24 protein-coding genes and 1 tRNA gene are annotated in these 25,378 nt (G+C 70.7%); 8 read left to right on the forward strand and 17 right to left on the reverse strand.

Features of this window, described 5'->3' with window-relative positions; translation table 11 throughout:
• Positions 1-106: 106 nt before the first annotated feature.
• Complete coding sequence (locus tag ABEA33_RS23310; RefSeq protein WP_345529478.1) at positions 107-1,012, forward strand: sulfite exporter TauE/SafE family protein; 906 nt, start codon at positions 107-109, stop codon at positions 1,010-1,012.
• 74 nt (positions 1,013-1,086) lie between these two features.
• Complete coding sequence (locus tag ABEA33_RS23315) at positions 1,087-1,545, forward strand: RrF2 family transcriptional regulator (protein ID WP_345529479.1); 459 nt, start codon at positions 1,087-1,089, stop codon at positions 1,543-1,545.
• Between the two features lie 10 nt (positions 1,546-1,555).
• Here ABEA33_RS23315 and ABEA33_RS23320 read toward each other — a convergent pair whose 3' ends face one another.
• Complete coding sequence (locus ABEA33_RS23320) at positions 1,556-2,212, reverse strand: hypothetical protein (protein WP_345529480.1); 657 nt, start codon at positions 2,210-2,212, stop codon at positions 1,556-1,558.
• 118 nt (positions 2,213-2,330) lie between these two features.
• On the opposite strand from ABEA33_RS23320, the gene ABEA33_RS23325 reads away from it, so the two are divergent.
• The 3 genes from ABEA33_RS23325 to ABEA33_RS23335 are packed head-to-tail and all read left to right on the forward strand — an operon-like array spanning position 2,331 to position 4,072.
• Positions 2,331-2,783 (forward strand): nuclear transport factor 2 family protein, encoded by a 453-nt coding sequence (locus ABEA33_RS23325; protein ID WP_345529481.1) that lies wholly within the window; start codon positions 2,331-2,333, stop codon positions 2,781-2,783.
• Between the two features lie 57 nt (positions 2,784-2,840).
• Positions 2,841-3,314 carry a SigE family RNA polymerase sigma factor gene (locus ABEA33_RS23330; RefSeq protein ID WP_345529482.1) on the forward strand — a complete coding sequence of 158 codons (474 nt, stop codon included), beginning with the start codon at positions 2,841-2,843 and terminating at the stop codon, positions 3,312-3,314.
• A complete protein-coding gene (locus ABEA33_RS23335) occupies positions 3,311-4,072 on the forward strand; it encodes a hypothetical protein (protein WP_345529483.1) in 762 nt (253 codons plus the stop codon). Before ABEA33_RS23330 ends, ABEA33_RS23335 begins: the two co-directional genes overlap by 4 nt.
• Here the strand turns inward: ABEA33_RS23335 and ABEA33_RS23340 are convergent, their stop codons facing one another.
• From ABEA33_RS23340 to ABEA33_RS23360, 5 genes are all read right to left on the reverse strand, one after another.
• Entirely contained in the window at positions 4,073-4,711 is a 639-nt protein-coding gene (locus ABEA33_RS23340) for a DUF2461 domain-containing protein (RefSeq protein ID WP_345529484.1), read from the reverse strand.
• Positions 4,712-4,735: 24 nt separating this feature from the next.
• Positions 4,736-5,890, reverse strand: coding sequence for a hypothetical protein (locus tag ABEA33_RS23345; protein ID WP_345529485.1), 1,155 nt, complete (start codon positions 5,888-5,890; stop codon positions 4,736-4,738).
• Positions 5,890-7,227 carry a C39 family peptidase gene (locus ABEA33_RS23350; RefSeq protein ID WP_345529486.1) on the reverse strand — a complete coding sequence of 446 codons (1,338 nt, stop codon included), beginning with the start codon at positions 7,225-7,227 and terminating at the stop codon, positions 5,890-5,892. The genes ABEA33_RS23345 and ABEA33_RS23350 overlap by 1 nt, the downstream gene beginning before the upstream one ends.
• 205 nt (positions 7,228-7,432) lie before the next feature.
• Positions 7,433-7,508 (reverse strand) — tRNA-Gly (locus ABEA33_RS23355).
• A gap of 33 nt (positions 7,509-7,541) precedes the next feature.
• Entirely contained in the window at positions 7,542-8,315 is a 774-nt protein-coding gene (locus ABEA33_RS23360) for an SGNH/GDSL hydrolase family protein (RefSeq protein WP_345529487.1), read from the reverse strand.
• Positions 8,316-8,383: 68 nt separating this feature from the next.
• On the opposite strand from ABEA33_RS23360, the gene ABEA33_RS23365 reads away from it, so the two are divergent.
• Positions 8,384-9,334 carry a siderophore-interacting protein gene (locus tag ABEA33_RS23365; RefSeq protein ID WP_345529488.1) on the forward strand — a complete coding sequence of 317 codons (951 nt, stop codon included), beginning with the start codon at positions 8,384-8,386 and terminating at the stop codon, positions 9,332-9,334.
• Positions 9,335-9,396: 62 nt separating this feature from the next.
• On the opposite strand, the gene ABEA33_RS23370 is transcribed toward ABEA33_RS23365, so the two are convergent.
• The 3 genes from ABEA33_RS23370 to ABEA33_RS23380 form a co-directional block, all read right to left on the reverse strand.
• The gene (locus ABEA33_RS23370; RefSeq protein ID WP_345529489.1) at positions 9,397-9,552 is read right to left on the reverse strand and encodes a hypothetical protein; all 156 of its coding nucleotides are present in this window, start codon (positions 9,550-9,552) and stop codon (positions 9,397-9,399) included.
• 39 nt (positions 9,553-9,591) lie between these two features.
• Positions 9,592-10,416 (reverse strand): DUF4097 family beta strand repeat-containing protein, encoded by an 825-nt coding sequence (locus ABEA33_RS23375; RefSeq protein ID WP_345529490.1) that lies wholly within the window; start codon positions 10,414-10,416, stop codon positions 9,592-9,594.
• An 80-nt stretch (positions 10,417-10,496) separates the two neighbouring features.
• On the reverse strand, positions 10,497-11,033 hold the full coding sequence (locus tag ABEA33_RS23380) for a pilus assembly protein HicB (protein WP_345529491.1): 537 nt from the start codon (positions 11,031-11,033) through the stop codon (positions 10,497-10,499).
• A gap of 184 nt (positions 11,034-11,217) precedes the next feature.
• Between ABEA33_RS23380 and ABEA33_RS23385 the strand changes: the two genes are divergently transcribed.
• Positions 11,218-12,963 carry a sodium:solute symporter family protein gene (locus ABEA33_RS23385; RefSeq protein WP_345529492.1) on the forward strand — a complete coding sequence of 582 codons (1,746 nt, stop codon included), beginning with the start codon at positions 11,218-11,220 and terminating at the stop codon, positions 12,961-12,963.
• A 10-nt stretch (positions 12,964-12,973) separates the two neighbouring features.
• Positions 12,974-13,243, forward strand: coding sequence for a hypothetical protein (locus ABEA33_RS23390; protein ID WP_345529493.1), 270 nt, complete (start codon positions 12,974-12,976; stop codon positions 13,241-13,243).
• On the opposite strand, the gene ABEA33_RS23395 is transcribed toward ABEA33_RS23390, so the two are convergent.
• The 8 genes from ABEA33_RS23395 to ABEA33_RS23430 all read right to left on the reverse strand — a co-directional run bounded on the left by ABEA33_RS23395 (position 13,225) and on the right by ABEA33_RS23430 (position 25,215).
• Complete coding sequence (locus ABEA33_RS23395) at positions 13,225-14,190, reverse strand: PASTA domain-containing protein (RefSeq protein WP_345529494.1); 966 nt, start codon at positions 14,188-14,190, stop codon at positions 13,225-13,227. The two genes, ABEA33_RS23390 and ABEA33_RS23395, sit on opposite strands and share 19 nt — an antisense overlap.
• 127 nt (positions 14,191-14,317) lie before the next feature.
• Complete coding sequence (locus tag ABEA33_RS23400) at positions 14,318-17,881, reverse strand: heterodisulfide reductase-related iron-sulfur binding cluster (protein ID WP_345529496.1); 3,564 nt, start codon at positions 17,879-17,881, stop codon at positions 14,318-14,320.
• 129 nt (positions 17,882-18,010) lie between these two features.
• Positions 18,011-20,449 carry an amidohydrolase family protein gene (locus tag ABEA33_RS23405; protein WP_345529498.1) on the reverse strand — a complete coding sequence of 813 codons (2,439 nt, stop codon included), beginning with the start codon at positions 20,447-20,449 and terminating at the stop codon, positions 18,011-18,013.
• 35 nt (positions 20,450-20,484) lie between these two features.
• Entirely contained in the window at positions 20,485-21,429 is a 945-nt protein-coding gene (locus ABEA33_RS23410) for a DMT family transporter (RefSeq protein WP_345529499.1), read from the reverse strand.
• Positions 21,417-22,178, reverse strand: a complete 762-nt coding sequence (locus tag ABEA33_RS23415) for an IclR family transcriptional regulator (RefSeq protein WP_345529500.1) — start codon at positions 22,176-22,178, stop codon at positions 21,417-21,419. Before ABEA33_RS23415 ends, ABEA33_RS23410 begins: the two co-directional genes overlap by 13 nt.
• 9 nt (positions 22,179-22,187) lie before the next feature.
• The gene (locus tag ABEA33_RS23420) at positions 22,188-22,568 is read right to left on the reverse strand and encodes a hypothetical protein (RefSeq protein WP_345529501.1); all 381 of its coding nucleotides are present in this window, start codon (positions 22,566-22,568) and stop codon (positions 22,188-22,190) included.
• Positions 22,569-22,622: 54 nt separating this feature from the next.
• A complete protein-coding gene (locus ABEA33_RS23425; protein WP_345529502.1) occupies positions 22,623-23,831 on the reverse strand; it encodes an MFS transporter in 1,209 nt (402 codons plus the stop codon).
• A gap of 91 nt (positions 23,832-23,922) precedes the next feature.
• Positions 23,923-25,215, reverse strand: a complete 1,293-nt coding sequence (locus ABEA33_RS23430; protein ID WP_345529503.1) for a choice-of-anchor P family protein — start codon at positions 25,213-25,215, stop codon at positions 23,923-23,925.
• Positions 25,216-25,378: the final 163 nt, after the last annotated feature.

Genomic DNA, 25,378 nt, shown 5'->3' on the forward strand with positions numbered 1-25,378 from the left:
AACGTCGCAACACCGCATTGCCGAACTGCATCCACACATCGGTTGACATTGCCTCGATTTGGATTGACCATAAAATCACTAGAATTAATCCAATTGAGGTGACGGGATGCACAAGCTCGTGGTGCTCGCCCTGGTCGGCCTGGCTGCCCAGCTGGTCGACGGCTCTCTGGGCATGGGGTACGGCGTCACCTCCGCCACTCTCCTGGTCGCCGGCGGCCTCGGCCCCGCAGCCGCGTCGGCAGCGATCCACTTCTCCGAGATCGGCACCTCGCTGGTGTCCGGCATCTCCCACCAGGCGCTCGGCAACGTCGACTGGCGCACCGTCTCGATCCTGGCTGGGCCCGGCTTCGTCGGCGCCTTCGTCGGCGCCACGCTGCTCGTCAACCTCGACGCGGACCTCGCCAAGCCGCTGGTCGCCGCGATCCTGCTGACCCTCGGGCTCTACGTCACGTGGCGGTTCCTCACGCTCCGCTCCCTGAGGTTCCAGCCGCGGCCGTCCGGACGCTTCCTCGCGCCGCTCGGCCTGGTGGCGGGCGCCGTCGATGCCGTCGGTGGCGGCGGATGGGGCCCTGTCGGCACCACCACGATGCTCTCCTCGGGCCGACTCGAGCCGCGCAAGGTCGTCGGCTCCGTCGACACCGCCGAGTTCGTCGTCACGGTGGGCGCCTCGCTCGGCTTCCTGCTCGCGCTGGGCAGTCAAGGCATCAACTGGGCGTTCGTCGCTGCGCTGCTGGTCGGCGGCGTCATCGCCGCACCGATCGCCGCGACCCTGGTCCGCTGCCTGCCGCCTCGGGTGCTCGGCGTCGCCGTCGGTGGCGTGATCGTGCTGACCAACCTCAAGACGCTGGCCGAGGTGATCGGCGTCCCGGGCATCACCATCGCGGTGCTCGCGTCGATGGTCTTCACCCTCTGGGTGCTGTGGGTGGCGTACGCCGTGAAGCTCGAGGAGGCCGACCGTGAAGGGGCTGGCATCGCACCGCAGGAGCGGGTGCGCGCGCACCTCGCGGCGTGAGGCACTAGGTCTCGGCTCGGCAACAAGCCACCAAGGTCGAGTGAACAAGTCGACACATCTGACACACTGGACGCATGCGAGTTTCCGCCAAGTCCGACTACGCCCTCCGTGCGCTGATCGAGATGGCCTCGCGCGAGGACGGACGCGCCGTGAGCGCGGAGGAGCTCGGCCGGCTCCAGGAGATCCCCCACGGGTTCCTCCAGGCGATCCTCGCCGACCTCCGTCGAGCGGGCGTCGTGATGTCGCAGCGAGGACAGTCCGGCGGGTGGCGGATGGGCCGCGCCGCCTCCGAGGTGTCCGTGGCCGACGTGATCCGCGCGGTCGACGGCCCGCTGGTCTCCGTCTACGGGCTGCGTCCCGAGGCGGTCACCTACAACGAGGCGGCCGACGTGCTCCAGCACGTGTGGATCGCGGCTCGTCGTTCGCTGCGCGAGGTCTTCGAGCGGGTGTCGATCCAGGACCTGGCCGACCGCAAGCTCCCCGACGAGGTCACCTCGCTCACCGCCGACGAAGACGCCTGGCAGCCGCACTGACCTGCTGAGGTCAGGCCCGCGCCACCCACTGCCGCAGGCCGCGGCGTCGTGGCTCGTCAGGCTGCGCGGCCGCTCGGACCCGCTGCAGCTCGCGCTGCCTCGCAAGCCCGTACGCCGCGATCGCCGTGTCGGCGCCGAGCGGGAGCTGTGCCGCGTCGAAGCCGACCAGCTCGCCGAGCTCGGACCAGATCCAGCCGAGCGGCTCGACGTCGGCCGGGACCACCAGGGTGTGGACGCGGTCGGGGTGGCGCACGGCGGCCGTCCACAGCGCGGTGAGCGCGGCGAACTCGTGTCGCTCCGCGTCCGCGCGACGGGCGGTGATGACGACGTGCACCTCGGCGCCGGCGAGGGTGTCGAGGAGGAGATCCGCCTGATCGGGGGTGCACCCGGTGAGCAGCTCCTGGCTGAGCAGCACCCGGTTGCGCTGCTTGAGGATGCGCCGGCAGATCTCGGCCCAGGTGCCCTCGACGTCGCGGCGTCGGTAGCCCCAGGTGCGGTGGTCGCGGCGGATCTCCACGGCCGAGCGGAACATCTCGTTCGAGGTGGCCACCGGGTGGGCCACCCCGAAGGTCGCGAGCGTCGCGGCGTGCTCGGGGAGCGCGGTCTCGAGGAAGCCGCCGCCGCTGCCGGGCAGTCCGAGGTGCAGGTAGACGATGTGTCGGGCCATGGCTCCAGGGTGAGAGCCGGGTCGGTCGGCGAGGTGAACTCGCGGTGACGTGTCGCCGAAGCCCTGGCCGTTGCACTCAACACTAGAACGTGTTTCAATTCACGCTTAGGATGCGGTCATGATCACCTCCGACGCCATCAACTGGACCGCGCCGAACGACGACCACCCGGCGCGGGCGGCCTCGCAGCGCTCGTACTCCGCCGTCGCCAAGGGCGACCTCGCCGAGTGGCTGACGGTGTACGCCGAGGATGCGGTCCTCGAGGACCCGGTCGGCCCGTCGATGTTCGACCCCGAGGGCAAGGGGCACCGCGGTCACGAGGGCATCTCGGCGTTCTGGAAGCTGGCGATCGAGCCGATCGAGAGGTTCGAGTTCGAGATCTACGAGTCGTTCGCCAACCCGGGCAGCAACACCTGCGCCAACATCGGCCGGATCAAGACGTCGTTCCCCGACGGCAGCTACACGACCACCGACCTGATCATGGTCTACGTCATCCACGACGACGGTCGGGTCGCCTCGATGAAGGCCTTCTGGGAGCCCGAGCGCACGATGGCATCGTTCACGAAGGTGTGACCGCACGACGGTCCCGTGCGTCGTAGTGGGTGGAGCATTACCACCCTCAGGAGTGACATGGCGAAGGACCGGGAGTTCGAGGAGTTCGCCATCGCGCGGACGCCGCAGCTCTACCGGTCGGCGTACCTGCTCTGCGGTGACCGCCACGGCGCCGAGGACCTGGTCCAGGAGACGCTGGCCAAGGTCTACGTCAAGTGGGGATGGCGGATCGACAACCCCGCGGCGTACGCGCAGACCACGCTGGTGCGCACCTTCCTGAGCCAGCGTCGGCGGCGGAGCAGCCACGAGCTGCCGTACGCCGATCTGCCCGACTCGGCCTCGGTCGACCCGGTCGCGGCGGCCGACCTGCGGCTCGAGCTGCAGGAGGTCCTCGACGGCCTCGCGCCGCTGGACCGGGCGGTGCTGGTGCTCCGTTACAGCGAGGACCTCAGCGTGGCTGAGGTCGCGCGCCGCCTCGGCGTCACGCCCGGCGCGGTCAAGAACCGGAGCATGCGGGCGCTGGAGCGCGCGCGGGAGAGGGCCACTCGATGAACGAGCACGAGATGACCGATCTGCTGGAGCGCGTCGGATCGTGCCTGGACCCTGATGTTGCGTGGCTGGTCGCCGGCGGTGCCGCGCGGGGACGCACGCGGCGGCGACGGGCAGCCAACGCGATAGTGGCCGGTGTGGCGGCGGTGGCCGTCGTGGGTGCGCTGGGCTACGCCTCACTGCCGGGCGACGAGGCCGCCGAGAACGATGACACGACGGCGGCGAGCAGCCCAACCCTGTCGACAGACCTTCCGACTCAGACGCCGCGCCAGTTCGGCCCTGAACCGGCGAACATGGGGCGGGTGCTCGGTGACCTGCTGGTCGGAGACGTGACCCAGATTCGTGCCTGGCACGAGCGTCACGGTGAACCATCGGGCTTCCAGGCAGGGTCGGTGCTCCTGGATGGCGCGAAGGTGACGGTTCGGCTCGAGCGCACTCAGCCGCGGCCACCCTGCGGCGAGCTCCCCCCGGGCGCTCAGTGCGAAGTGGTCCTCGGCGGGATCCTGAGCTGGTGGACCCGCGGGGGGCCGGCGAGCGGGAACGGACCGACCGGGGCCCCACACCCGCGCGACGACGAGCTCGTCGGGGCTCGCGCCAGCACCGCGACCAACGCCACCCCCGATGGCTTCGTGATCACGGCGACGGCCTGGGCGGCGGGCGAGGAGGACGCCGAGGGCGTGGCCGGCGCGGCCCCGGTGCTCACGGAGAAGCAGCTCGTCGAGCTCGTGCGGGATCCAGTCTGGCTCGAGGACCAGCAGTAGTCAGATTTGCGCGTGCCGGCCGCACCACTCGACCAGCGGGCGCATCGCCCGCCAGTCGGCACGCACCAGGTCGAGCAGCTCCGGCGTGTGGATCACCGGTTCGAAGCCGAGCGGGTGGCCGGCCGTCAGCGACCGGTGCCGGAGCAGCTCGATGCGGGGGTGGTCGGCGGCGTACCCGCGCGGAGTGGTCTTGAGGCGGTCGCCGCCGATCTCGAAGCCCGTCTTCTCGAGTTTGCTCAGGATCCGTTCGAGCTCGGGGCCGAAGCGGTCGTGGGCGACGGCCTCGCGGAACGCCGCCAGTCGCGGACCGCTCGCCTCGTAGAACCCGCCGCCGGTGCGGATGCCGCGAGGTGAGAGCTCGACGTACCAGCCGGTCGCATCCCCGACCCGGACGAACGCGCCCTGGTGGGTCTTGTACGGCGTCTTGTCCTTCGCGAACCGGACGTCGCGGTAGGGGCGGAAGATCTTCGCGGTGCCGAACTCCTGCTCGAGCGCAGCGCACAGCGCGGTCATCGGCGCCTTGACCGCCTCGGCGTACACCGCCTTGTGCTTCTCCCAGTACGACTTGGTGTTGTCGACCTCGAGGTCGTCGTAGAAGTCCAGTCCCGCGGCGGGGAACCCGGTGAAGCCGTCAGTCACGCCGGCCAGCCTAGGCCGACGGGTCTACAGCCTCGCCGACACCTGCTCGTCGCCCGACGAGGTCAGTGCCGTGACCGTGATGGTGTCGCCGCCGCAGCGCGGCTGCTCGATGAAGGCCTGGCCGTTCGGCGACTCGTACGCCACGGAGAGTCCGTCCTCGGGGCTCCACCGCATCAGGGTCGCCGGGGCGCCCCGTTGCTGCGGGTCACGGGTGAAGTACGCCGCGTCGTCGCACGACACGAGGCTGCCCGACGTCCCCGGTCCGAGGTCGAAGTAGCCGTCACCGACCCGCGCGTAGAGGTGCGCCTCTTCGATGCGCCGCTCCTTCGGGATGACGGACCAGACGGCCGCGTCCTCGAGCAGCAGACCCTCCCACGCCTTGCACTCCGTGACGCCGGGGAACGGCGTGGCCTGGCCGTCCGCGATGCTCGCCACCGTGCGGCACGAGGTCGCGGCGTTGTCGAAGGTCAGCAGCGAGATGCCCTCGTCGGTGACGTGGCCGGCGTTGAACCCGTGCTGCTCGGGTGCGCACCAGGCGACGGTCGAGCGTCGCGACTCGAGGTCGACGGTCGCGAGGCAGTAGGCGCCCTGGTCGATGGTGGCGTGCAGGAGCTGGTCGTCGCCGAGGGCCCAGGTGCCGCCGTTGGTGGTGGGTACGTCGGACCGGCCGTTGATCTCGAAGGTCTTGCCGGTCTCGAGATTCGTGACAGTGGCCGTGCTGGGCTTCTCTTCCTTCTCGTCCTGGAGCACCACGACCGCCCAGTCCTCGTCGAGCAGTCCGTCGCTGACCTTCCAGCCGGGGTTGGCGCCGGCCTGGCCGGAGCTGCTGCCGCCGGCCGCGACCTTCTCGAGCTGCCAGGTGGAGCCGTCCTCGGGGATACTCAGCGACCACTCACCGTTGCGGGTGACGGCGTCCTCGACCGAGCCGTCCACCGGCTGCCAGTCGAGCGGGTCGGTGCGAGGCTCCAGCGCTGTCGGTGCGTCGGCGGTGCCGCCCGAGGCCTGGTCGTCCGGCGTCGAGGTGCTCGTGGCGCTGGGTGACGTCGTGGTCTCGGTCGGGGTCGCGCTCGGCGTCGGGCTCGGCGCGGCGTCCGGGCCGTCGCTGTCACCGCAGGCGGCGAGCGTCAGCAGCAGCACCGAAGCGGCGGCGTACCGAAGAGTCGCGGTGGCCCGGCCCATCAGACGCCGAGGTTGTGGAGGAAGTGGTCCTGGTTGGCGCGGTAGCTCTTGTAGGCGTTGCGCCACTGCACGCGCTCGATGCGCGGCTCGGACGGGTCGAAGCGCTGCTGGTTCCACGGCTCGAAGTAGCCGAGCAGGGCCGCCTTCTTGCCGTTCTTGTCGTAGCCGCGACCGACCTGGAAGTGGCCGGACGCGTCGTCGTCGAGGTAGGGGTAGTAGCGCTTGCGCAGGATCGGGTGCAGGACGACGGGCGCCTTGTAGTCGGAGATGTGCCGCATCATCAGCAGCATCCACTGCTTGTAGGTCCAGCCGCCCACGTCGAGGGTGATGTACTTCCCGGCGTACGTCGGCTTGTCCCAGCCGGTGTTCTCGTTGACGATCCGGACCATGTCGGTCATGCCGGTGCCGCTCGAGGTGGTGCCGAGCCGCTTGGCCCAGAGGTCCTGACTCTTGGCCTTGCCCGACCAGCCCCAGGCGATCATCTGCATCGAGGTCGGGCCGCACCAGTAGCTGCGGGTCTGCTCGGCGACGTGCGTGGGATCGAGGATCTCGTCGCGCTTCGGGTAGTCGCGGCCGGTCTTGGCGGGCGGCGGTGCCGCCGCCGGGGTCGCGGTGGCCGAGGCGTTGGTGTTCGGAGTCGTCGACGCGGCGACGACCGGCGTCGCCGACGTGCTCGGAGTGGGGGTGATGATCGGCGTCGGAGCGGGCGTCGGGGTCGCCTTCTTGGCCGCCGGGGCGGCGGCGCGGGCCTCCGGGTGCCGGGCGAGGAAGTCGGCAGGCAGCGGCTCGCCGAGGATCTCGTGGCGGAGCAGCCACACCTTGGCGACCGACTTGGCGGCCGCCTCGAGCTCGGCGCGGTCGGCGGCGGCGCGGGCCTTGGGTGACAGCCGCGCCGTACGGGCGAGGGCCGCGTTGGCGTCGAGGTCGCCGGTGGTGGTGCGACCAGTGGTGCGGGCGGCGACCCGGGCGGCCGAGGTGACTCGGGCACGGACGTCGGCCTCGGTGTCCTCGGTCCAGCCGACGCCGAGGCAGTAGCGCTGTCCGTCGAGCTCGGCACACCGCACGAGCTGCGCGGCCCGGGCCATGCCGGCCCTGGTCCCCAGGCGCCCGGCCGAGCGTCCGGCCGCGACGACGCGGTCGATCTCGGTCTGCATCGCAGGCGTCACGGTCGAGCTGCCGACGGCGTTCGAGGAGGCCACTCGCTGGGACTTGCCGGTCCCGTCGCCGGAGGGCTGCAGCGCACCGTCGTCGTCACCGCCGCGGGGGACGAAGGGGGCGAGCGCGAGCAGCAGGGCCAGGCCGCCGATGGCGACGACGAGGGCGCGGGGGCGAGACATCAAGGACCTCGAGTCCGAAATCGGGGAAGGGGACGCGGCCCGACCACTGTCACCCCAGCCACTTGAATAGTCAAGCGCACCACAAGTCACAGCAGTCACAGGCTAGAGGCCTGATCGGCCGGTACGGCGGCGGCCTGAGGAGATGGGCGGCGGGGGCACTTTGCGCCCACTCGCGGGTCACTTTGCGCCGACTCGCGGGGAAATCTGGAGCGGATGACGAGATTCGAACTCGCGACATCGACCTTGGGAAGGTCGCGCTCTACCAACTGAGCTACATCCGCATGACCGACGCTGCCGATTCGGTCGCGGCGATACTAGTCGATCGGTGCGAGGGTCGGGCGCTTCGGGTCGAGTCCGTCGCCGGAGGACCGGCCGGTGAGGCGCCGGTGCACCCAGGGGATCGCCATCTCGCGGACCCAGGTGAGGTTCTCCCGACGCTGCTCGGCCCGACTGAGCGCCGGGTGGTCGACGAGGGGGAGCGGCGTGAGGTCGTGGGGTACGCCGAGGGTGTCGAGCACCTCGGTGGCCATCCGCTGATGACCGGCCGGGCCGAGGTGCATCCGGTCCGGGTCCCAGTAGCGCCAGTCGCGGTACTCCCGCATGGTCCAGAAGTCGACGACGGTCGCGTCGTGCGCCCGCGCGCTGCTGCGCACCAGCTCGTTGTAGAGGGCGAACCGGCCGCGCAGGGGGCGATAGATCGCCGAGCCGCCCGGGTCGAACGCGGTGAACACCACCACCCGGGCGCCCGTGTCCGCGAGCCGACCCAGCGCCGCGTCGTACCTCTCCACGATCCTGTCGATGTCGACCTTCGGTCGCAGGATGTCGTTGGCGCCGGCGTAGACCGTCACCAGGTCGGGCTCGAGCGCGAGCGCCGGCTCGAGCTGCTCGTCGAGGATGCCGGGCAGTTTCCGGCCCCGGATGGCGAGGTTGGCGTAGCCGAAGTCCGCCCCGGCGGACAGGGCGTTGCGGCCGAGCACCTCGGCCACCCGGTCGGCCCAGCCGCGCAGGCCGTTGGGTCGGGCCGGGTCGGGGTCGCCCACGCCCTCGGTGAAGGAGTCGCCGATCGCGACGTACCGCTGGAAGCTCACGGGTCCCATTCTCCGGGTGGGTCGAACCCGACCTGGGAGCAGGTGTGAAGTTAGGTTAGCCTTACTTCATGACGACCGATCAGCAGACTCTGCCGATGATCCTCGATGAGGTCGAGGTGATGCGTGTCGACCGGCTCTCGCCGTCCTTCGTCCGGTTCGAGCTGGGCGGCGCCTGCCTGGCCGACTTCGGCGTCGACGGCCCGCTCTACGACCAGCGGATCAAGCTGGTCTTTCCCGGCGTGCCCGGTGGTGCGGTCCCGTCGTTCGAGGGCGCCGACGACTCCTGGTACGACAGCTGGATCAAGCGCCCGGTCGAGGAGCGCGGCCACATGCGCACCTACACGGTCCGCGACGTACGCGGCGAGGGCGTCGACACGCGCCTGGTCGTCGACATCGTCGTCCACTCCGACGACCACGGTGCGCCGGGACCCGGCTGCGCCTGGGCCGCGAACGCGTCGGTCGGCGACCGGCTGGTCGTGATCGCACCGCGGCGCGGGCAGTTCTACGGTGGCATCGAGTTCGAGCCCGGTACGGCGGGCCGGCTGCTGCTCGTCGGCGACGAGACCGCGGTGCCGGCGATCTGCGCGGTCCTCGGCCTCCTCCCCCACGACGCCGTCGGTGCGGCGTTCATGGAGGTGCCGACCGCTGCGGACGTGCTGAGCGTCCAGCACCCGGAGGGTGTCGAGGTCGTGTGGCTGGCCCGCGACGAGGACACCCACGGTGCGCGCCTGCACCAGGCGGTGCTCGAGCACCTCGGCCTCGGCGGCGTGCCGATCGAGGAGCCCGAGGAGGTCGACCCCGACTTGTGGGAGACCCCGTCGTACTCGTCTTCCGGCGAGGAGGTCGACGTCGCGGCCACCGTGGTGGGTCACGATCTCGACGACATCTACGCGTGGATCGCGGGCGAGTCCGGGGTGGTCACCGCCCTGCGCCGCGTCCTGGTCAAGGACCTCGGCGTCGACCGCCGCCAGGTGGCCTTCATGGGCTACTGGCGCCGCGGCGTCTCCATGTCTTCGTAGCGCACCGTCTTCGTAGGGCACCGTCTTCGTAGCGCACCGATCGCACGCCGCCACCGGGACTGCTAGTTGTCCACGCGGTCGGCGATGCGGCGGAGCCGCTGGGCGAGCAGGTGGCGGTGAGCGGTGGCGGGCATCTTCGGTGAGCTGGCGCGAGCGATCCGCTCGGCGAGCTGCTGACGGTTGGCCTCGGCGTCGAGGACGACGTTGCTGTACTCCATGACAGTTCTCCTCTGGTGCCTTGCGGTGGATGGATGGATTCAGCTCTCGGAGAGCACGACGTCGCCGCTGACGGTGCGGGCCCGTACCTCGACGTGGTCCTGACCGGGCTGGGGCTCGCCAGCGCCGGTGAGCTGCGAGCGGATGGCGCCGCTGATGGTGGTGATGTCGGTCCAGACGGGGATGCCGGCGGGGATGCCGATCCGGACGTCGCCGGAGGCCCCCTTTGCCGTGACCCGGCCGCGGTGCGCGCGGTTGACGACGAGGTTGCCGGAGCCGGTGCTCATCGAGACGTCGTTCGTCGAGTCGCCGACCTCGAGGTCGCCGGAGCCGGTCTTCACGACTGTGGGACCGCCGGAGCTGCCGACGTGGACGTCGCCGGACCCGGTCGACACCGAGACGACTGCCTCGGCGGTGCCGACGACGATGTCGCCGGAGCCGCTCTTGATCTTGAGCGCGCCGTGCGCCTCCTCGATCCGGATGTCGCCGGACCCGGTGTCAGCGACGACCGGGCCGGTCGCCGTACCGAAGCGGACGTCTCCGGAGCCGCTCTTGAGCTGGGCGTTGCCGACGGTGCCGGTGACGGAGATGTCCGCGCTCCCGGTGCGTACGGCGAGGTCGCTGTCCGACGGCAGCGTCACGCGGACGTCGAGCCCGTGGTCGCCGCCGAAGAAGGCGCCGCGCTGCTTGGGTCCGACGACGCTGATCTGCCGTCCGTCCTGGCGGACGGTGACCTGGTCGGCGTCGCGGCCGGAGATCGCCACGTCGGTGTGGGGGGTCTCGGTCGCGGTGATCGAGACCGTGCCGCGGCCGATCTCGACGAACAGGTCGACGGGCTGGGGGGTGTCGAAACGGTGGTCGGTCATGGTGCTCTCCTGCGTGAGGGTGTGTTCGTCCACGGGGCCGGCCTGTTGCCGGTCCCGGAGTGCTGTGGGGTAGTTGCGGGCTAGGCCCAGCCGCTCATGCGCCGGCTGCCGCGCTTGCCGCCGAACGGGTCGTTGCCGCCGACGAAGGGGATGCTCGAGAGGTCGATGTCGACGTTGATGGCGCCCTCGCGGGTGGCGCCGCGGATGAGGTTGACGAGCCAGGTGTTGAGCGAGTGCCCGGATCGGTCGGCCAGCTGCTCGGCCTTGGCCTTCACCGACTCGGGGATGCGGAGCGTGATCCGGGCGACGCTGCCGTCCTCCTCGACCTCGTCCACGCCGGGACCTGGCGGTGGGGGCGGAGCGCTCGGCGCTGCCGGCGGGGCGTGCACCGCGAACTCGAGCTCCCGGCCGTTGAGTCGGACGTCGACGCCGCCCGACGGGAGTTCAGCCGTGATCTCGGCGGCCGCCTGGGAGATGGCCTCCATCAGAGCCAGGCGTGCGGCGGGGTCGAGAGCGTAGGCGAGCCGCTCAGTGGCGGCGCGGGCCTCGGGGCCGGCGGCGTCCGCGGCCGCGAGCAGGTCGCGTCGCAGGCTCTCGACGTACGGGGTGATGTCCATGCGCACCACCGTGACATCATTTTGATGTCACGTCAAGCCTCTCGTGATGTCATGCGGCGTCATCCGTTCCTCACCCGGCTCGGGCGAGGCGGGGCGAGGGTTTGTGGGCGGACGCTGGTGGGCACGAGGTCCGGTGGTCCTTCCGGGTGTTCGCCACCGGATCGGTGCACGAAAGGCGCGCTAGATGTCGGCTCCGACAGTTTTGGCCACGACGATCATCGACGCGAAGTTCGTCGACTACCTGATCATCCTTCTGTACTTCGGGGTCGTAATGGGCATCGGGCTGCTGGCCCGACGACAGGTCTCGGACTCCCTGGACTTCTTCCTGTCGGGACGCTCGTTGCCCGCGTGGGTCACCGGTCTGGCGTTCATCTCCGCCAACCTCGGTGCGGTCGAGATCATGGGCATGTCCGCCAACGGCGCCCAGTTCGGGCTCCCGGCCGTGCACTACTTCTGGGTCGGCGCCATCCCCGCGATGCTCTTCCTCGGTGTCGTGATGATGCCGTTCTACTACGGCTCGAAGGTGCGCTCGGTCCCCGAGTTCATGTTCCGGCGGTTCGGCACCGGCGCGCACCTCGTCAACTCGATCTCCTTCGCGGTCGCCCAGCTGCTGATCGCCGGCATCAACCTCTTCCTGCTCGGCAGCATCGTGCACGCGCTGCTCGGCTGGCCGTTGTGGGTCGCGCTGATCGTCGCCGCCGTGATCGTGCTGTCCTACATCACCCTCGGCGGGCTGAGCGCCGCGATCTACAACGAGGTGCTGCAGTTCTTCGTGATCGTGGCGGCGCTGCTGCCGCTCACCCTGATCGGGCTGCACCGGGTCGGCGGCTGGGACGGCCTGACCGACGGCATCACCAAGGCCGCGAACGCCAACCCCGACACCATCGCGCCGGCCGACCAGCAGCTGAACTCCTGGCCGGGCAACGCCCTCACCGGTTTCGAGTCCGACTTCTGGTCGGTCGTCGGCATCGTCTTCGGCCTCGGCTTCGTGCTGTCCTTCGGCTACTGGACGACCAACTTCGTCGAGGTCCAGCGGGCAATGGCCTCGAACTCGATCTCGTCGGCGCGCAAGACCCCGATCATCGGCGCCTACCCGAAGATGTTCATCCCGTTCATCACGATCATCCCCGGCATGATCGCGGCGGTCCTGGTGAACGAGATCGCGCAGGTGAAGTCCGGTGAAGCGGTCGCAGGCGGAGCCTCCGGGGAGGGGGTCGCCTACAACGACTCCTTGCTCTACCTGATGCGTGACGTCCTACCGAACGGTCTGCTGGGGTTGGCGATCGCCGGCCTGCTCGCCGCGTTCATGGCGGGTATGGCAGCGAACGTCTCGGCGTTCAACACCGTCTGGAGCTACGACCTCTGGCAGCGCTACATCGTCAAGGAGCGCAGCGACGCGTACTACCTGCTGGTCGGGCGGATCGCCACCGTTGCCGCGGTCGTGGTCGCGATCTTCACGGCCAGTCTCGCGTCCAACTTCTCGAACATCATGAACTACCTGCAGACGCTCTTCGGGTTCTTCAACGCGCCGCTCTTCGCGACGTTCATCCTCGGCATGTTCTGGAAGCGGATGACACCCACGGCCGGATGGGTCGGCCTCGTCGCCGGCACGGTGTCGGCCGTCGCAGTGGCCTTCCTCAGCGAGGACGCCTTCGGGTCGTGGAGCACCGGCACGATTCCGATCGGAGGGCAGGGCGCTTCCTTCGTCGCCGCAGGCGCCGCGTTCGTCGTCGACATCGTCCTCAGCATCGCCATCTCGATGGTGACGAAGCCGAAGGAGGCGTCGGAGTTGCGTGGCCTGGTCTACTCCGAGACACCCAAGGGGGACCTCGTGGATCCCGACGAGGCCGCACGTCCGTGGTACCAGCGCACACTGCCGCTCGCAGGCATCGCACTGGTGCTGGTCATCATCCTGAACCTGATCTTCTGAGGAGCCAGTCATGGCACAGAACCAGCACACAGCGGGCGCCTTCGACATCCGCAACATCATCGGTGGCCTGATCGGCGTCTACGGCGTGATCCTCACGCTGATGGGGCTCTTCGGCGACAAGGAGCTCGACAAGACCGGCGACGTCAACGCCAACCTCTGGGCGGGCATCGTGATGCTCGTGATGGGGGCGGCGTTCCTGATCTGGGCGCGAGTGCGCCCGGTCGTCGTACCCGAGCGCGACGCGTCCACCGAGGACGCGACTCAGGACGACGCCGGGTAGAGCGCGACGCTCTCGATCCGTCGGTCCCGGTCGCGGTAGACCTCGACCCGCAGGGGGCAGCCGGTGCGGTCGGCCGACCGCACGATGAACGCCACGACGTCGGCCGTGCCGGCGACCGAGGGAGTGGGGACGCCGCACTCGCCGAGTCCGTCGGTCACGTCGACGACGCGGATGGCCGGGACGGCGTAGGTCAGTGGGTGCTCCTGCACCAGCGCCACGTCCGACGACGCCTTCCGCAAGGCCGCCAGGACCGCGGTGCCCCGCCACGCGTCCCGGTCGGCCGCGTCGGTGCTGACCAGGACCTGCGCCTGCCCGTCGCCCGGGTAGACCCAGACCCGGGGAGCGAACGCCGGTGCCGGTCCGTGTCCGTTGGCGAAGTCGAGGAGCTGCCACGCCAGCTCCCGCTCGCCGTAGTCGGTCAGGCAGGACACGTCGGCCGGCAGCGCCGTGTAGATGACGACTTGGTCGCCTCGGTCGACGGTCGATCCGGCGGCCGGGGCGCTCGCGACGACCCGGTCGCGCACCTCGCACGAGCGGAACGGGCGCTGCTGGACGTCGAGCCCGCGCTCCTCGAGCAAAGCACTCGCCGCAGCGCCGTCGTACCCGAACAGGGACGGCATCTGGTCGTCGTCCAGGTGGTCGACCGGAGGCGGATCCGGACGTGTCAGCGCGATCACGGTCCCGGCCGTCGCGACGGCGACCGCCAGTGCGGCCACCGCCGGCCAGCGTCGGCGCGGTGTCCCGGGTCGGTCCGGCGTGCCGAGGATCGCGTCGGTGAGTGCTTGACGGACCAGCGGGTCGGGATCCTCTGCCCGGCGGATCCGTCGCTGCTGCTTGCCGAGCACCTCGTCCACCAGGCGCGGTGCTTGGTCCGCGTCGACCCCCAGGTCCTCGGCCGCGCGCAGCAGCGAGTGCCAGCGTGCGTCGCGGTACTCGCCGGGATCCATGTCGACTCCTGTTCGGAGTCGACGCTACGCCTGGATTGGGGCTGCGGGTTTCCCCGGCTGCCCGGGGAAACCTGCCGCCACGCCGTTGCAGCAACGGCGTGCCGGCAGGTTTTGGCTGACCGCCCGGTCAGAGGTCGAAGAGGGAGCCGGCGCCGTGGATGTCGACGTCGGTCTTCGGCTGGTGCGCGTCGCCGCTGGCCGCGGGCCTCGGCTTCTCCTCGGCTGTCGGCTCGGCGTCGGCTTCCGGCTCCGGCTCTGCCGAGGTGGCAGGTGTCGCGTCTGCAGCGGGCTCGTCGCTCGCGGCGGCGGTTGCCGCGGCACTGAGCGCCGCGCCGTCCGGGGTTTCGGCGAGTACGTCGGGCTCCGGCTCGCCTTCCGGCTCTGTGACTGCCGCGGCCTCGGGTTGCTTGTCGGGTGCGGGGGTCTCGACGACGCTCGCTGGAGCTCGCTGCTCGACCGCCGGTGCGGCGATGTCGAAGAGGGAGCCGCCTTCGGGGATCGAGGTGGCCGGTGCTGCGGCTGGCGCTGCTGCCTTGGTCTCCTCGGCCTTGGTCTCGGGCTCGGGCTTCTTGTCGGGTGCGGGGGTCTCGACGTCGGTCGCTGGAGCTCGTTGCTCGACCGCCGGTGCGGCGATGTCGAAGAGGGAGCCGCCTTCGGGGATCGAGGTGGCCGGTGCTGCGGCTGGCGCTGCTGCCTTGGTCTCCTCGGCCTTGGTCTCGGGCTCGGGCTTCTTGTCGGGTGCGGGGGTCTCGACGTCGGTCGCTGGAGCTCGCTGCTCGACCGCCGGTGCGGCGATGTCGAAGAGGGAGCCGCCCTCGGGGATCGAGGACGCGGGAGCTGCGGCTTGCGGCTCGGGCTTCTTGTCGGGTGCGGGGGTCTCGACGTCGGTCGCCGGCGCTCGCTGCTCGACCACCGGGGTCGGTTCGGGGACGGCGATGTCGAAGAGAGAGCCGCCCGACGAGATCTCCGCGGCCGGCGTCGCAGGAGCGGGCACGGCCTTCGGCCCTTCCTCGGCCTCGGGTGTCGCCTTCTGCTCGGTTGCCGGCTCGGCCGCGATGTCGAAGAGAGAGCCGCCGGAGCCGAGGTCTGCCTTCGCTGCAGGCACGGTCGTGGCCTCGGGATCGGCCTTCGCCTTCGTTTCCGGGGCGGGCTCGTCGCCACCGAGGTCGAAGAGCGAGCCGCTGGTCGACGCCGGCTTCGCGGGCTCGGTCTTCGCCGGCTCGGACTGGTCCGGCTTGGCCTCGGGCTCAGCCGGCTCGTCGGCCGGGGTGTCGAAGAGCGAACCACCCGAAGCCGCGGGCTTCGCGGCCGGCGCCTCTGCCTCGGCGGGCGTGTCGAAGAGCGACGACCCACCCGACGCCTTGGCGGCCGGGCCAGCGTCCTGGGTCTCGACGACGGTGTCGTCGGTGATGGTCTCGTCGCCGGCCTCGGGCTCGGCCTTCGTCTCGACCGGAGCAGCCTTGGCGGCGGGAGCGGCGGCGGCCGCCGCACCGGCGCCGGGCGCCAGCTTGGTGGCCATCTCGCCCTTGACCGACGAGAGCAGCATCTGCGCGACATCGAGGATCTCGACCTCCTCGCGCGCCTCGCCCGCGGCCTGCTGGGCGGTGAGACCGTCGGAGAGCATCACCCGGCAGAAGGGGCAGCCGACCGCGATCTGGTCGGCGCCGGTGCCGACGGCCTCCTTGGTGCGGTTGACGTTGATCCGCTCGCCGAGCGTCTCCTCCATCCACATGCGCGCACCACCGGCGCCGCAGCAGAAGGACTTCTCGGAGTTGCGCTCCATCTCGACGAACTCGGCACCGGGCAGGATCTGCAGCAGCTCGCGCGGCGGCGTGTAGACGCCGTTGTGGCGGCCGATGTAGCAGGGGTCGTGGTACGTGATCGAGCGCTTGTGTGCACCCGCGCCGTCCGCGATAGGGGTCAGCTTGCCCTCGCGCACCAGCCGGTTGAGCAGCTGGGTGTGGTGCACGACCTCGAGCTCGACACCGAACTCCTGGTACTCGTTCTTGAGCGTGTTGAAGCAGTGGGCGCAGGTCGAGACGACCTTCTTGACCTTGTACTCCTTGAAGGTCTCGGCGTTCTGCTGCGCGAGGCCCTGGAACACGAACTCGTTGCCCGCGCGACGGGCCGGGTCTCCGGTGCAGGTCTCGCCGTTGCCGAGTACGCCGAAGCTCACGCCGGCGATGTCGAGCAGCTCGGCCACGGCGCGGGTGGTCTTCTTCGCACGGTCCTCGTAGGCGCCGGCGCAGCCGACCCAGAACAGCCAGTCGACCTCGTCGAGCGACTCGATCGTGTCTCCGACGACCTTGACCTCGAAGTCGAGGCCCTTGGCCCAGTCCATGCGCGCCGTCGGCGACATGTTCCACGGGTTGCCCTTGTTTTCCAGGCCCTTGAAGAGGCCGTTGAGCTCGGCGGGGAAGTTCGACTCGACCAGGATCTGGTAGCGGCGCATGTCGATGATGTGGTCGACGTGCTCGATGTCGACGGGGCACTGCTGGACGCAGGCGCCGCACGACGTGCAGGACCACAGGACGTCGGGGTCGATGACCGCCGAGCCGTTCTCCGGCATGTAGAACCAGTCGTCGCCGGTGTCGCCGACCAGCGGTCGCTCACCCTCCTTGACGAGCGTCTCGCTCAGTCCCTCGCGCTGGTCCTCCGGAGTCTGGAGGTACGGCGCCTTCGCGTACGCCGCGTCGCGCAGCCCCATGATCATGAGCTTCGGGGAGAGCGGCTTCTCGGTGTTCCAGGCCGGGCACTGCGACTGGCAGCGACCGCACTCGGTGCAGGTCGTGAAGTCGAGGATGCCCTTCCAGCTGAAGTCCTCGATCGAGCCGACGCCGAGGATGGCGTCTTCGTCGAGTCGATCCTCCTCGATGTCCTCGAGGGTGACCGCCTTGCCGTCGATCGTCAGCGGCTTGAGCGCGCCGAGCGCCGTGCGCCCGGAGCCCTCGCGCTTGAACCAGATGTTGAACCAGGCGGTGAACCGGTGCCATGCCACGCCCATGGTGATGTTGCGGGCGATCACCAGCAGCCACACCATCGCGAGCACGATCTTGAACATCGCGATGCCGTAGACGATGTTCTCGAGGGTGTCGTGCCCGTCCGGGAAGATGTTGGAGACGGTCGCGCTGACCGGGTAGTGGAAGCGGCTGGCCTCAGGGTCGAGCTTGTACTCAGCGCCGCGGATGAAGAGGATCGCCGAGCCTTCGAGCAGCGCCATCGCCTCGACGAAGTAGGCCTGCCAGAAGTTCGAGCCGTAGAAGCGGCTCTTGCGGCCGAGGCGGCGCGGGTGGTTGATCTGGCGGTAGATGATCAGGAAGACGATGCCGACCGTGCTGAGGACGCCGAGCGCCTCCATGACCCACTCGTAGAGGAAGAAGTGGCCGATGATCGGCAGCGCGAAGCCGGGGGAGAACAGCTGGAAGTAGCCGGTCAGCACGGACGCGCTCAGCACGATGAAGCCGGCGTACACGAACCAGTGCATGATGCCGACCCAGTGCCACTGGAGCATCCGCGTGTGGAGCAGCGTCTCCTTGACCATCGTGAGCGTACGGCGACCGGGCTGGTCGGTCCGCGGCGTCGCTGCCTGGCCGAGGCGCATCACGGCGAGCATCCGACGGACGGCCAGGGTGACCGCGACGACGGCGACGGCCGTGATGGCCAGCGAGACGACGATGGCGAAGATCTGCATGGAGCGGGACTCCCTCGAGCGGCGGCAGTCGGGCGGGGCGACGCCGTACGGCGCGCCGTGAGCCTAGTTCCCCGTGCTCGGTGGTGTCAGTTCGCATGGACGTGAGAAGAATCCTACCGGCAGGTAACTTCAGGTACGCCGGACCCCGGTGACCCGACCGGCCTTCGAGAACGTCGCCTTCATCATCACCTTCGGGTCGGTGCTGGTCCGCGCGCAGAAGCCGTACGTCGAGCCGAGCCGGGTGTAGGGCTGGCCGACGGCCTTCATCACGGCGGTGGTCGTCATCCCGCGGCGGACGAGCCTAGAGACCTGGGCGACCCGCTTGCGCAGCCCGGGGTTGCGGCAGGAGTCGGGCGCGACGCCCTCCGCGCGCTCCCACATCTGCAGGTAGGCCTCGGCGCCGCGGGCCATGTCGTCCTCGATCTTCGCGCCGTCTCCGCGCTTCTGCGTGTCGGCGACCTTGGTGAGGTCCTGGATCCAGTCGGGGTAGAGGCCGTACTGCGCGACGCCGTCGGCGTTGATGTCGTAGACGCGCTCGCCGGCGTGCTGCTTGTCGACAGTCACGCCGCCGAGCCCCTTGAACGGGTAGGTGACCGGGTTGGCCACGTCGGTGCCGCGCGGGTCGCCCTGCGCGCCGAGGCCGTTCATGTCGGCGCCATACCCGATGCCCCAGTAGTAGCGCTTGTCCGCCCAGCCGATGTGGGTCCGCCACTTCTCGACGAACCCCGTCGAGTCGCCGGCGTACGGCGTGATGAAGCCGCCCTCCCGGTAGATCCGCGGGTAGGAGTCGGGCGTGGACCAGGAGTGGCTCGACACGACGCCGTGGTAGCCGAGGTCGTCGATCTGGTCGAGCGCGGACGCCCGCGCCTTCGCGCTCATGTGGTCGGGGTCGAAGATCAGGTGCCGCTTCGCGAGGCCGGCGATCGTGTGCTCGCCGAGCGTGGTCAGTCCGCGGGAGTTGCAGTGGTGCGCCGGGCCGTAGAGCGGCAGCGCCGTGTGCAGCGTGTCGAAGAGCTGGCCGACGGCGCCGAAGAGCGCGTCCTGCTGCTGCGCCGAGATCTCCTGCCCAGAAGTCGAGGGGAGCGCGACCTGGTCGCGGTCGTGCGACTCTCCGTCGGCAGGCTCGCAGTGCCGCATGTCCCAGAACGAGCCGGTCTCCAGGAAGTTGGCGGCATTGACCGCCGTGCCGACCGCGCCGTTGTCGCCGGCGACGCCGGACAGGGCGTTGTCGAACTTGTTGACGAGCTCCACCTGTCGCAGGCCCAGCCGCTTCAGCTGGTCGAGCTGGGTGTCGATGTCGCCGATGTCGCACTGCGGGATGTCGAGCTTCACCGTGCAGCCGAACGGCACGCTGGTCTCCATGCCCGTGACCACGGCGAGCTTGCCCGCGTTGATGACCTTGCGCGCCTGGTAGGGGCTGGTGACGATCCGGTAGAAGCCCTTGCCCGGGCCGCCGGACTGGGCGTCGATGTAGTCCTGCATCTCCCGCATGTCCTGGGCCTGACGACGCACGGATTCCATGTCGTCGCACTTCGCGTACTCGAGGCCCTTCTTGAGCGGGTAGACCTGGCAGAGCTTGTTGTTCTCGACGAGCAGGTTGACGAAGATCCTCTGCCCGCCGCGCCAGGCCCGCTCGAGCCAGCGGTAGTAGGTGCCCTCGTGAGTCAGTGACTCCGGCGCCGGCCAGTCCTTGAACGTCGGCCAGCCGACCGGGTCGTGGTTGGGCTGGCCGGAGAGCATCGACTCCAGGACTCCGCCGTACCCGCCGGTCGCGGTGTGGTCGGGGCAGTCGACCAGTGCGTACGGCGCGCCGTACGCGGCCCACGGCTTGCCGCAGTGGGCGGCGCCACCGAGGAACTCGAAGGCCATGCCGTGGGTGTGCGCGTCGACGTACCCGCGCACCTCCTGGTACGGCGTCACACCCGCGTGCGGGCGGCCCGAGACGTCGATCTGCGACTCGGGGTAGGCGGCGCAGCCGGTCGTCCGCGTGAGCGCGAAGGCGCTGGCGCCGCCGATGGTCAGGGGCGAGCCGTTGTTGGTGAAGGTGAACCGGTTGCCGGACTTCCGCGCGGTCCAGACTGTGGTGCGACCCGGTGCGCTCGCGCGTTTGCCGTCCGCGATCACGAACTTCCGGGCGGCGTCGTAGAGCAGGTAGTCGCCGAGGTCGGTCGGCTTGAAGAAGATCGGGGTGCCGGCCAGCGAGTAGCAGCCTCCTGCCATCGCGTAGCGGTCCTGCGGGCGAGCGGCCCGCGGCTGCGTCACGCGGACGGAGGTGAGCTTCGGGTCGGCGAGGCGGCGCTCGCGCTCGACGTACGACGCGGCCGCGGCGCGATCGGCGGCCGTGGTGGGGTCCTTCGTCGACGTGCCGAGGTCGCCGGCGCGGGAGAGTGCGTTCTTGTCGGCCCGCACGGCGGAGAGGGCGTTCTGCGCGTAGGCATAGCGGCCCGAGAGGCTGCCCTCACGGACCCCTGCGGCGCCACCGAGCGCGATGGCCGTCGTGACAAGGAGGGCCGCGGTCGCCACCGCGGCGACGACCCGTCGGCTCGAACGTGTGGTCTCACTCGACATGGCTCTGCAACGACTGAGGCCACCGGAGGTCACCGTCAGGGCGCCGGACTCACCACGCCCGTCGTCGCGGCGGGCTTGCGCCCGAGACCGGCGACCGCCAGCAGGATGAACGCGGTGCCGACGACCCCGCCCGCGCCGAGCCGCTCGTCGAGCCAGATCGCGGCGACGACGGCGGCCGTCACCGGCTCGAGCAGGGTCGCGATGACGGCGGCGCTGCCGGGGACCGTCCGCAGGCCGGCGTAGAACAACCCGTAGGCGAGCGCCATCGTGAACACGCCCAGGTAGACGAGTGTCAGAGAGGCGGTCGGGTTGCCGAGACCCTCCGTCAGCGAACCGCCGAACGCGGCGCACGTCATCAGCGCGACGGCGCCGACGGTCGTCGTGGCCGTCGTCAGGGTCAGCGGGGTCGTGGCCCGGGTGAGCGAGCGACCGACCACGGTGGTTACGGCGTACGTCGCGCCGGACCCGACCGCCAGCAGCACCCCGAGCGTCGGGTGCGGACCGGGCTCGTGGCTGCCGGCCGCGACGCTGACCAGGACCAGGCCGGTGAGCGCCACGACGAGCACCAGCACCTGGCTGCGACTCGGGGTCGTCTGGTGGCGCAACGACTCGGCGACGGTGAGCAGCACAGGTGCCAGGCCCAGGCTGACGACCGTCGAGACCGAGACGCCGACGGCGACGACCGAGCCGAAGTAGAGCGCCTGGTAGGCCGCGGTCCCGCAGCCGACGAGCACGACACGGCTGGGGTGCGCACGCACCAGCGCCACCAGTGAGGGCAACTGTCGCAGGACGAGCAGTACGACGAGGAGGACGGCGGCGGCGATCGCCATCCGCCAGGCGCTGATGGTGAGCACCGACATCGGCACCTCGTCGCGGATCACCTGGACGCCGAGGCCGCCGGTGCCCCACAGGACGCCGGCGAGACAGATCTGGAGCAGGCCGAAGCCCGCACGAGGGGGTGTCGTGCTCAGCCGATCCACCCGCCGATCCGACGGGTGATGCTGGTGGCAGTGGCGGTGACCTCGGCCGCCAGTGCGACGGCGTCCGTGCCGCCGTCGGCGTCGGGGTAGGTGACGGCGACGGCCGCCACCGGGTGCTGGTTGTGGTCGGCGACCGCGACGGCGACGCTGGCCAGCCCGGGCGTGACCTCGCCGTCCTCGACGGCGTACCCGCGCTGGCGGGTGTCGGTCAGCAGCCGCCGCAGCGCGCTGAGCGTGCTCGGCCCGTGGCCGTGCCGGTCGACGAAGTCGGACGGCTGCGAGTAGAGCGCGCGGACCTGGGGCGCGGGCAGCTGCGCGAGGATCGCCCGGCCGCTCGCGGTCAGCTGCGCCGGCAGTCGTACGCCGACGTCGGTGACGAGAGGCGGCCGGCCGGGTGCGCGCTCCTCGACGACGTACAGCACCTCACGGCCGTGGAGCACCGCCAGGTGTGCGGAGTGACCGACGTGGTCGACCAGTGCGGCCAGCGGTCGTCGGGCCAGTCGCTGGAGGGGTTCCTGGCGTGCGTAGCCGCTGCCGAGCTCGAACGCCGCGAGTCCCAGCCCGTAGCGGTGCTCGTCGGCGAGGTGGACGACGAAGCCTTCCTCGATCATCGCGTTGAGCAGGTGGTACGTCGTGCTCCGCGGCAGCTCGCAGGCGCGCATGATCCGGTCGAGCGGGACCGGGTCGGGCTGGCCGGCCAGGAACCGCAGCACCCGCATCGCGCGCGTGGCTGCGGGCACCTGGCTCATGCCCGAAGGCTACGGGGCAGCGGGCCTGTCGGTCGGCGACGTCTCGGGGCGGTAGTCGTCCGCGCGGTGGTCGACATCGGGGTCGATCGCATCGGCCTCGCGCAGCGCGTCCTCCCGGGCCGCCTGCTCCATGTCGAGCTGGCGCTGTGCCTCGGCGGCCTCCTGCTCGGTCCGCTCCGCCTCGGCGTGGGCCGCCTCGGCCCGGGCCTGCGCGGCGGCGGCCTGCTCGTTGGACGCGTCGACCGCGCCCAGCTGGGCGTCCGCCTCGGAGCGGAGCTCCGTCGCGCGGCGCCGACGGGCGCCCTGGCGACGTCGCATGCTCACGACGGCGGCTGCTGCGACGAGCAGCACGACGACGATGGCGATGATGATGATGGCGGTGGTGGTCATGGTCCCTCCTCGGACTGTCTCCGGAGCCGTACCCGACGGCAGCGGATGCACTCCTCAGGACAGCTCGCGCTCCTCGCGCACGGGGACCAGCGGTGCAGCCACCAGGGGGAAGATCGCGGCGATCGCGAACGCCGCGGCGTACCCCCACTGGGCGATCGCGAGCCCGGCGAGCGGGGGTACGGCGGATCCGGCCAGGAACTGTGCGGTGTTCTGCGCCCCCAGGGCGCGGCCGGACCAGAACGGACCCGCTCGCTCGGCGACCGCCGTGAACGCGAGGCCGTTGTCGGCCACGGTCACCAGCGTCGCGACGACGACGAGGAGAACGGCGACGGCGAGGTCGAGCGCCGCGGTCAGCCCGAGCAGGGCCATGGTCGCGGCGGCCGCGAGTGCCACCCAGCGCAGCGGCCGCATCCGGCCTCCGACGACGTCTGAGAGGTGGCCGACCGCGATCCGGCCCAGCGCGCCGACGACCTGGGCGATGGCGACCACGGTGCCGGCGGCGGCCGGTGACCAGTCGCGGTCCTGCACGAGCCAGACCAGCGCGAACGACCAGACCAGGAACTGCGGGACGACCAGCAGCACGGAGACGCCGTGGATCCGGGCCAGGTAGGAGTCCTCGCGGTAGGGGTTGGTGACCGCCGTGCCCGCCTTGCGCTCGGGCCGTGGTGGGTCGATGACGACGGCGGCGGCCAGCACTGCGGCGAGGGCGCACGCGATCGTCGGCACCCAGAGAGCGGCATGGACGCCGTGCCCGTCGGCGACCACGGCGATCGAGATGGCCGCGATGCCGACGCCGACCGGCTGCGACATCTGACGGATGCCCATCGCGAGGCCGCGGCGCTCGGGCGGGAACCAGCCGACGACCACGCGACCGCTTGCCGCGTTGGTGCTGGCCGCGGCGGCGCCGGCGAGGAACAGTGTGACGACGAGGAGGATCAGGCCGCCGGTCAGGGCGCTGGCGATGCCGGCGACGGTGGTGGCGCTGAGGCCGATGAGCATCACGAAGCGCTCGCCGCGGCGGTCGGTGACCCAGCCCCACGCGACCAGCGTGAGCATCACGCCGATGGTGGGAGCCGCCGCGACCAGGCCGGCCTGCGCGAGGCTCATGCCCTCCCGGTCGTGCAGCGTCGGGATCAGGAACGCCGGGCCGTGGACCATCACCGCGGCCGCGGCCTGCGCCAGAGTGCTGGCGACCAGCATCGCCCACCGACGGGCGGTGGAGACGGTGCGGACCGGCGCGGTCGGCCGCTGATCGAGGCTCACACCTCGTAGTCAACGCCGCGCCGGTCCCACCGTCGTACTCCGTCTTGCAGGGTGGCCCGTCAGGAGGCGCACCCGAGTCGCCGTACGAGGGTCAGCGCGCGGAGCGCCGGACCTGGAACCGCGCGTTGCCGAGGTCGATCACGGCGCCGGTCCCGTCGAGCAACGTGATCCGCAGGGCCGTCACGGCGAGACCGTTCTTGAGCTCCTGGGTCACAGCCGTCTCCAGCTTGGCCACGCCGGGGATCTCGAGCACGCCGAGGTCGGGGAACTCCTGGGGCTGCCCGTTGACGATGACCCGGCCGATCGTGGTGCCCTTCGTGCTGCGCGTCAGGGTGCGCAGGTGCTCACCGCGCCGGGCGACGTTGACCTGACCGACGACGCCCTCGATGCGCAGCTGATCGGTCACGGCGATCGACGCGACGCTGCTGCGCTCGAAGCCCCAGGCCTTGCGGCCGTTCTGGTCGGACCTCTGCTCGCTCTTCGCCACACCCGCGACGACCTGGCCGCCCAGGTCGAGACCGGTGAGGGAGCGGGCCTGGATCTCGCCGTCCGTGCCGGTGCACGGCATCTTCAGCAGCGGGTTGCGCCCGAGGTGCACGACGTCACCGGCGGCCTTGCCACCCAGCGCGTACGAGGATCCGGTGAAGAGCGCGGTCTGCACCCCGGACCCGATCTGCGCGACCGCGTGGGCCACGCGGACGTCGGTGTGAGTCGCGAGCAGGCTGATCTTGATGCCGTTGGCGAAGGCCCGGGCGCCGTCCTTGGTCTTGGGGGTTCGCGAGTGGCCGATGGTGACCTTGGCGAAGCCGGGGATGGTGACGGGCTGGCCCGGCGTCGGGATCGGCAGGGTCTGCGCGGGGCCGATCGGCGGCTGGAAGGTCAGCTTCGCGAGGTCGGTGTGCGTCGAGGTCCGGAAGGTCGTGCCGTCGTGGTAGGCGCGCGCCGTCGTCGAGACCGCGTCGAGGGACAGGGTGCCGAGCGGCGAGTCGCTCAGCACCACCTTGCCGATGGTGTTGCGCGCCCACGAGGAGACCACGCCGGCGTCACGGGTCGTCCAGACCTCGGTCGCGGCGGCGCTGATGGTGCCGAGACCCGGCAGGGCGACGTCGGCGAGGTCGTTGGTGCGGTCGAGGCCCGCCTTGTTCGTGCAGCTGATCGACTCGAAGCCGGTGGCGCCGGAGGCGGTGGGGATGTCGCCGCCGACGATCCTGCTGCTGTAGCCCCAGGCGCGCAGGGCGAACGGCGTCGCGGTCGGCTTCTTCGCTGCCGCGCGGTGGCCCTGGCCGGCGGACTCCGCCGACGCGGGACTGGCGACGACGGTGGCAGCTGTGGCTGCCGCCAGGGCCGCGACGGCGGCCACGGTGGTGCGGATGGTGAGTCGCATACGGGTTCCCTCCCGAGAAGTCAGCTCACTCGGGCGGCTCTCCCGTGCGAGGTCGTGCGTGGTTCCCCCCAGCTGTCCGCTCAACGCCTGTAGAGGCCGGGAGGTGACGGGTGACACACGTCACGTCTCGGATCCCAGACGTCGCGGGCCTCCCGGATCTGGT

Source organism: Nocardioides endophyticus, assembly GCF_039543845.1.
Taxonomy (GTDB): Bacteria; Actinomycetota; Actinomycetes; order Propionibacteriales; family Nocardioidaceae; genus Nocardioides; species Nocardioides endophyticus.

Coding starts and splice junctions, on each gene's coding strand:
- ABEA33_RS23330 (WP_345529482.1), top strand. CDS start 2,841: ATGGCGAAGGACCGGGAGTTCGAGGAGTTCGCCATCGCGCGGACGCCG.
- ABEA33_RS23400 (WP_345529496.1), bottom strand. CDS start 17,881: ATGCAGATCTTCGCCATCGTCGTCTCGCTGGCCATCACGGCCGTCGCC.
- ABEA33_RS23315 (WP_345529479.1), top strand. CDS start 1,087: ATGCGAGTTTCCGCCAAGTCCGACTACGCCCTCCGTGCGCTGATCGAG.
- ABEA33_RS23405 (WP_345529498.1), bottom strand. CDS start 20,449: ATGTCGAGTGAGACCACACGTTCGAGCCGACGGGTCGTCGCCGCGGTG.
- ABEA33_RS23365 (WP_345529488.1), top strand. CDS start 8,384: ATGACGACCGATCAGCAGACTCTGCCGATGATCCTCGATGAGGTCGAG.
- ABEA33_RS23390 (WP_345529493.1), top strand. CDS start 12,974: ATGGCACAGAACCAGCACACAGCGGGCGCCTTCGACATCCGCAACATC.
- ABEA33_RS23310 (WP_345529478.1), top strand. CDS start 107: ATGCACAAGCTCGTGGTGCTCGCCCTGGTCGGCCTGGCTGCCCAGCTG.
- ABEA33_RS23335 (WP_345529483.1), top strand. CDS start 3,311: ATGAACGAGCACGAGATGACCGATCTGCTGGAGCGCGTCGGATCGTGC.
- ABEA33_RS23415 (WP_345529500.1), bottom strand. CDS start 22,178: ATGAGCCAGGTGCCCGCAGCCACGCGCGCGATGCGGGTGCTGCGGTTC.
- ABEA33_RS23350 (WP_345529486.1), bottom strand. CDS start 7,227: ATGTCTCGCCCCCGCGCCCTCGTCGTCGCCATCGGCGGCCTGGCCCTG.
- ABEA33_RS23345 (WP_345529485.1), bottom strand. CDS start 5,890: ATGGGCCGGGCCACCGCGACTCTTCGGTACGCCGCCGCTTCGGTGCTG.
- ABEA33_RS23320 (WP_345529480.1), bottom strand. CDS start 2,212: ATGGCCCGACACATCGTCTACCTGCACCTCGGACTGCCCGGCAGCGGC.
- ABEA33_RS23430 (WP_345529503.1), bottom strand. CDS start 25,215: ATGCGACTCACCATCCGCACCACCGTGGCCGCCGTCGCGGCCCTGGCG.
- ABEA33_RS23385 (WP_345529492.1), top strand. CDS start 11,218: ATGTCGGCTCCGACAGTTTTGGCCACGACGATCATCGACGCGAAGTTC.
- ABEA33_RS23380 (WP_345529491.1), bottom strand. CDS start 11,033: ATGGACATCACCCCGTACGTCGAGAGCCTGCGACGCGACCTGCTCGCG.
- ABEA33_RS23420 (WP_345529501.1), bottom strand. CDS start 22,568: ATGACCACCACCGCCATCATCATCATCGCCATCGTCGTCGTGCTGCTC.
- ABEA33_RS23325 (WP_345529481.1), top strand. CDS start 2,331: ATGATCACCTCCGACGCCATCAACTGGACCGCGCCGAACGACGACCAC.
- ABEA33_RS23375 (WP_345529490.1), bottom strand. CDS start 10,416: ATGACCGACCACCGTTTCGACACCCCCCAGCCCGTCGACCTGTTCGTC.
- ABEA33_RS23395 (WP_345529494.1), bottom strand. CDS start 14,190: ATGGATCCCGGCGAGTACCGCGACGCACGCTGGCACTCGCTGCTGCGC.
- ABEA33_RS23370 (WP_345529489.1), bottom strand. CDS start 9,552: ATGGAGTACAGCAACGTCGTCCTCGACGCCGAGGCCAACCGTCAGCAG.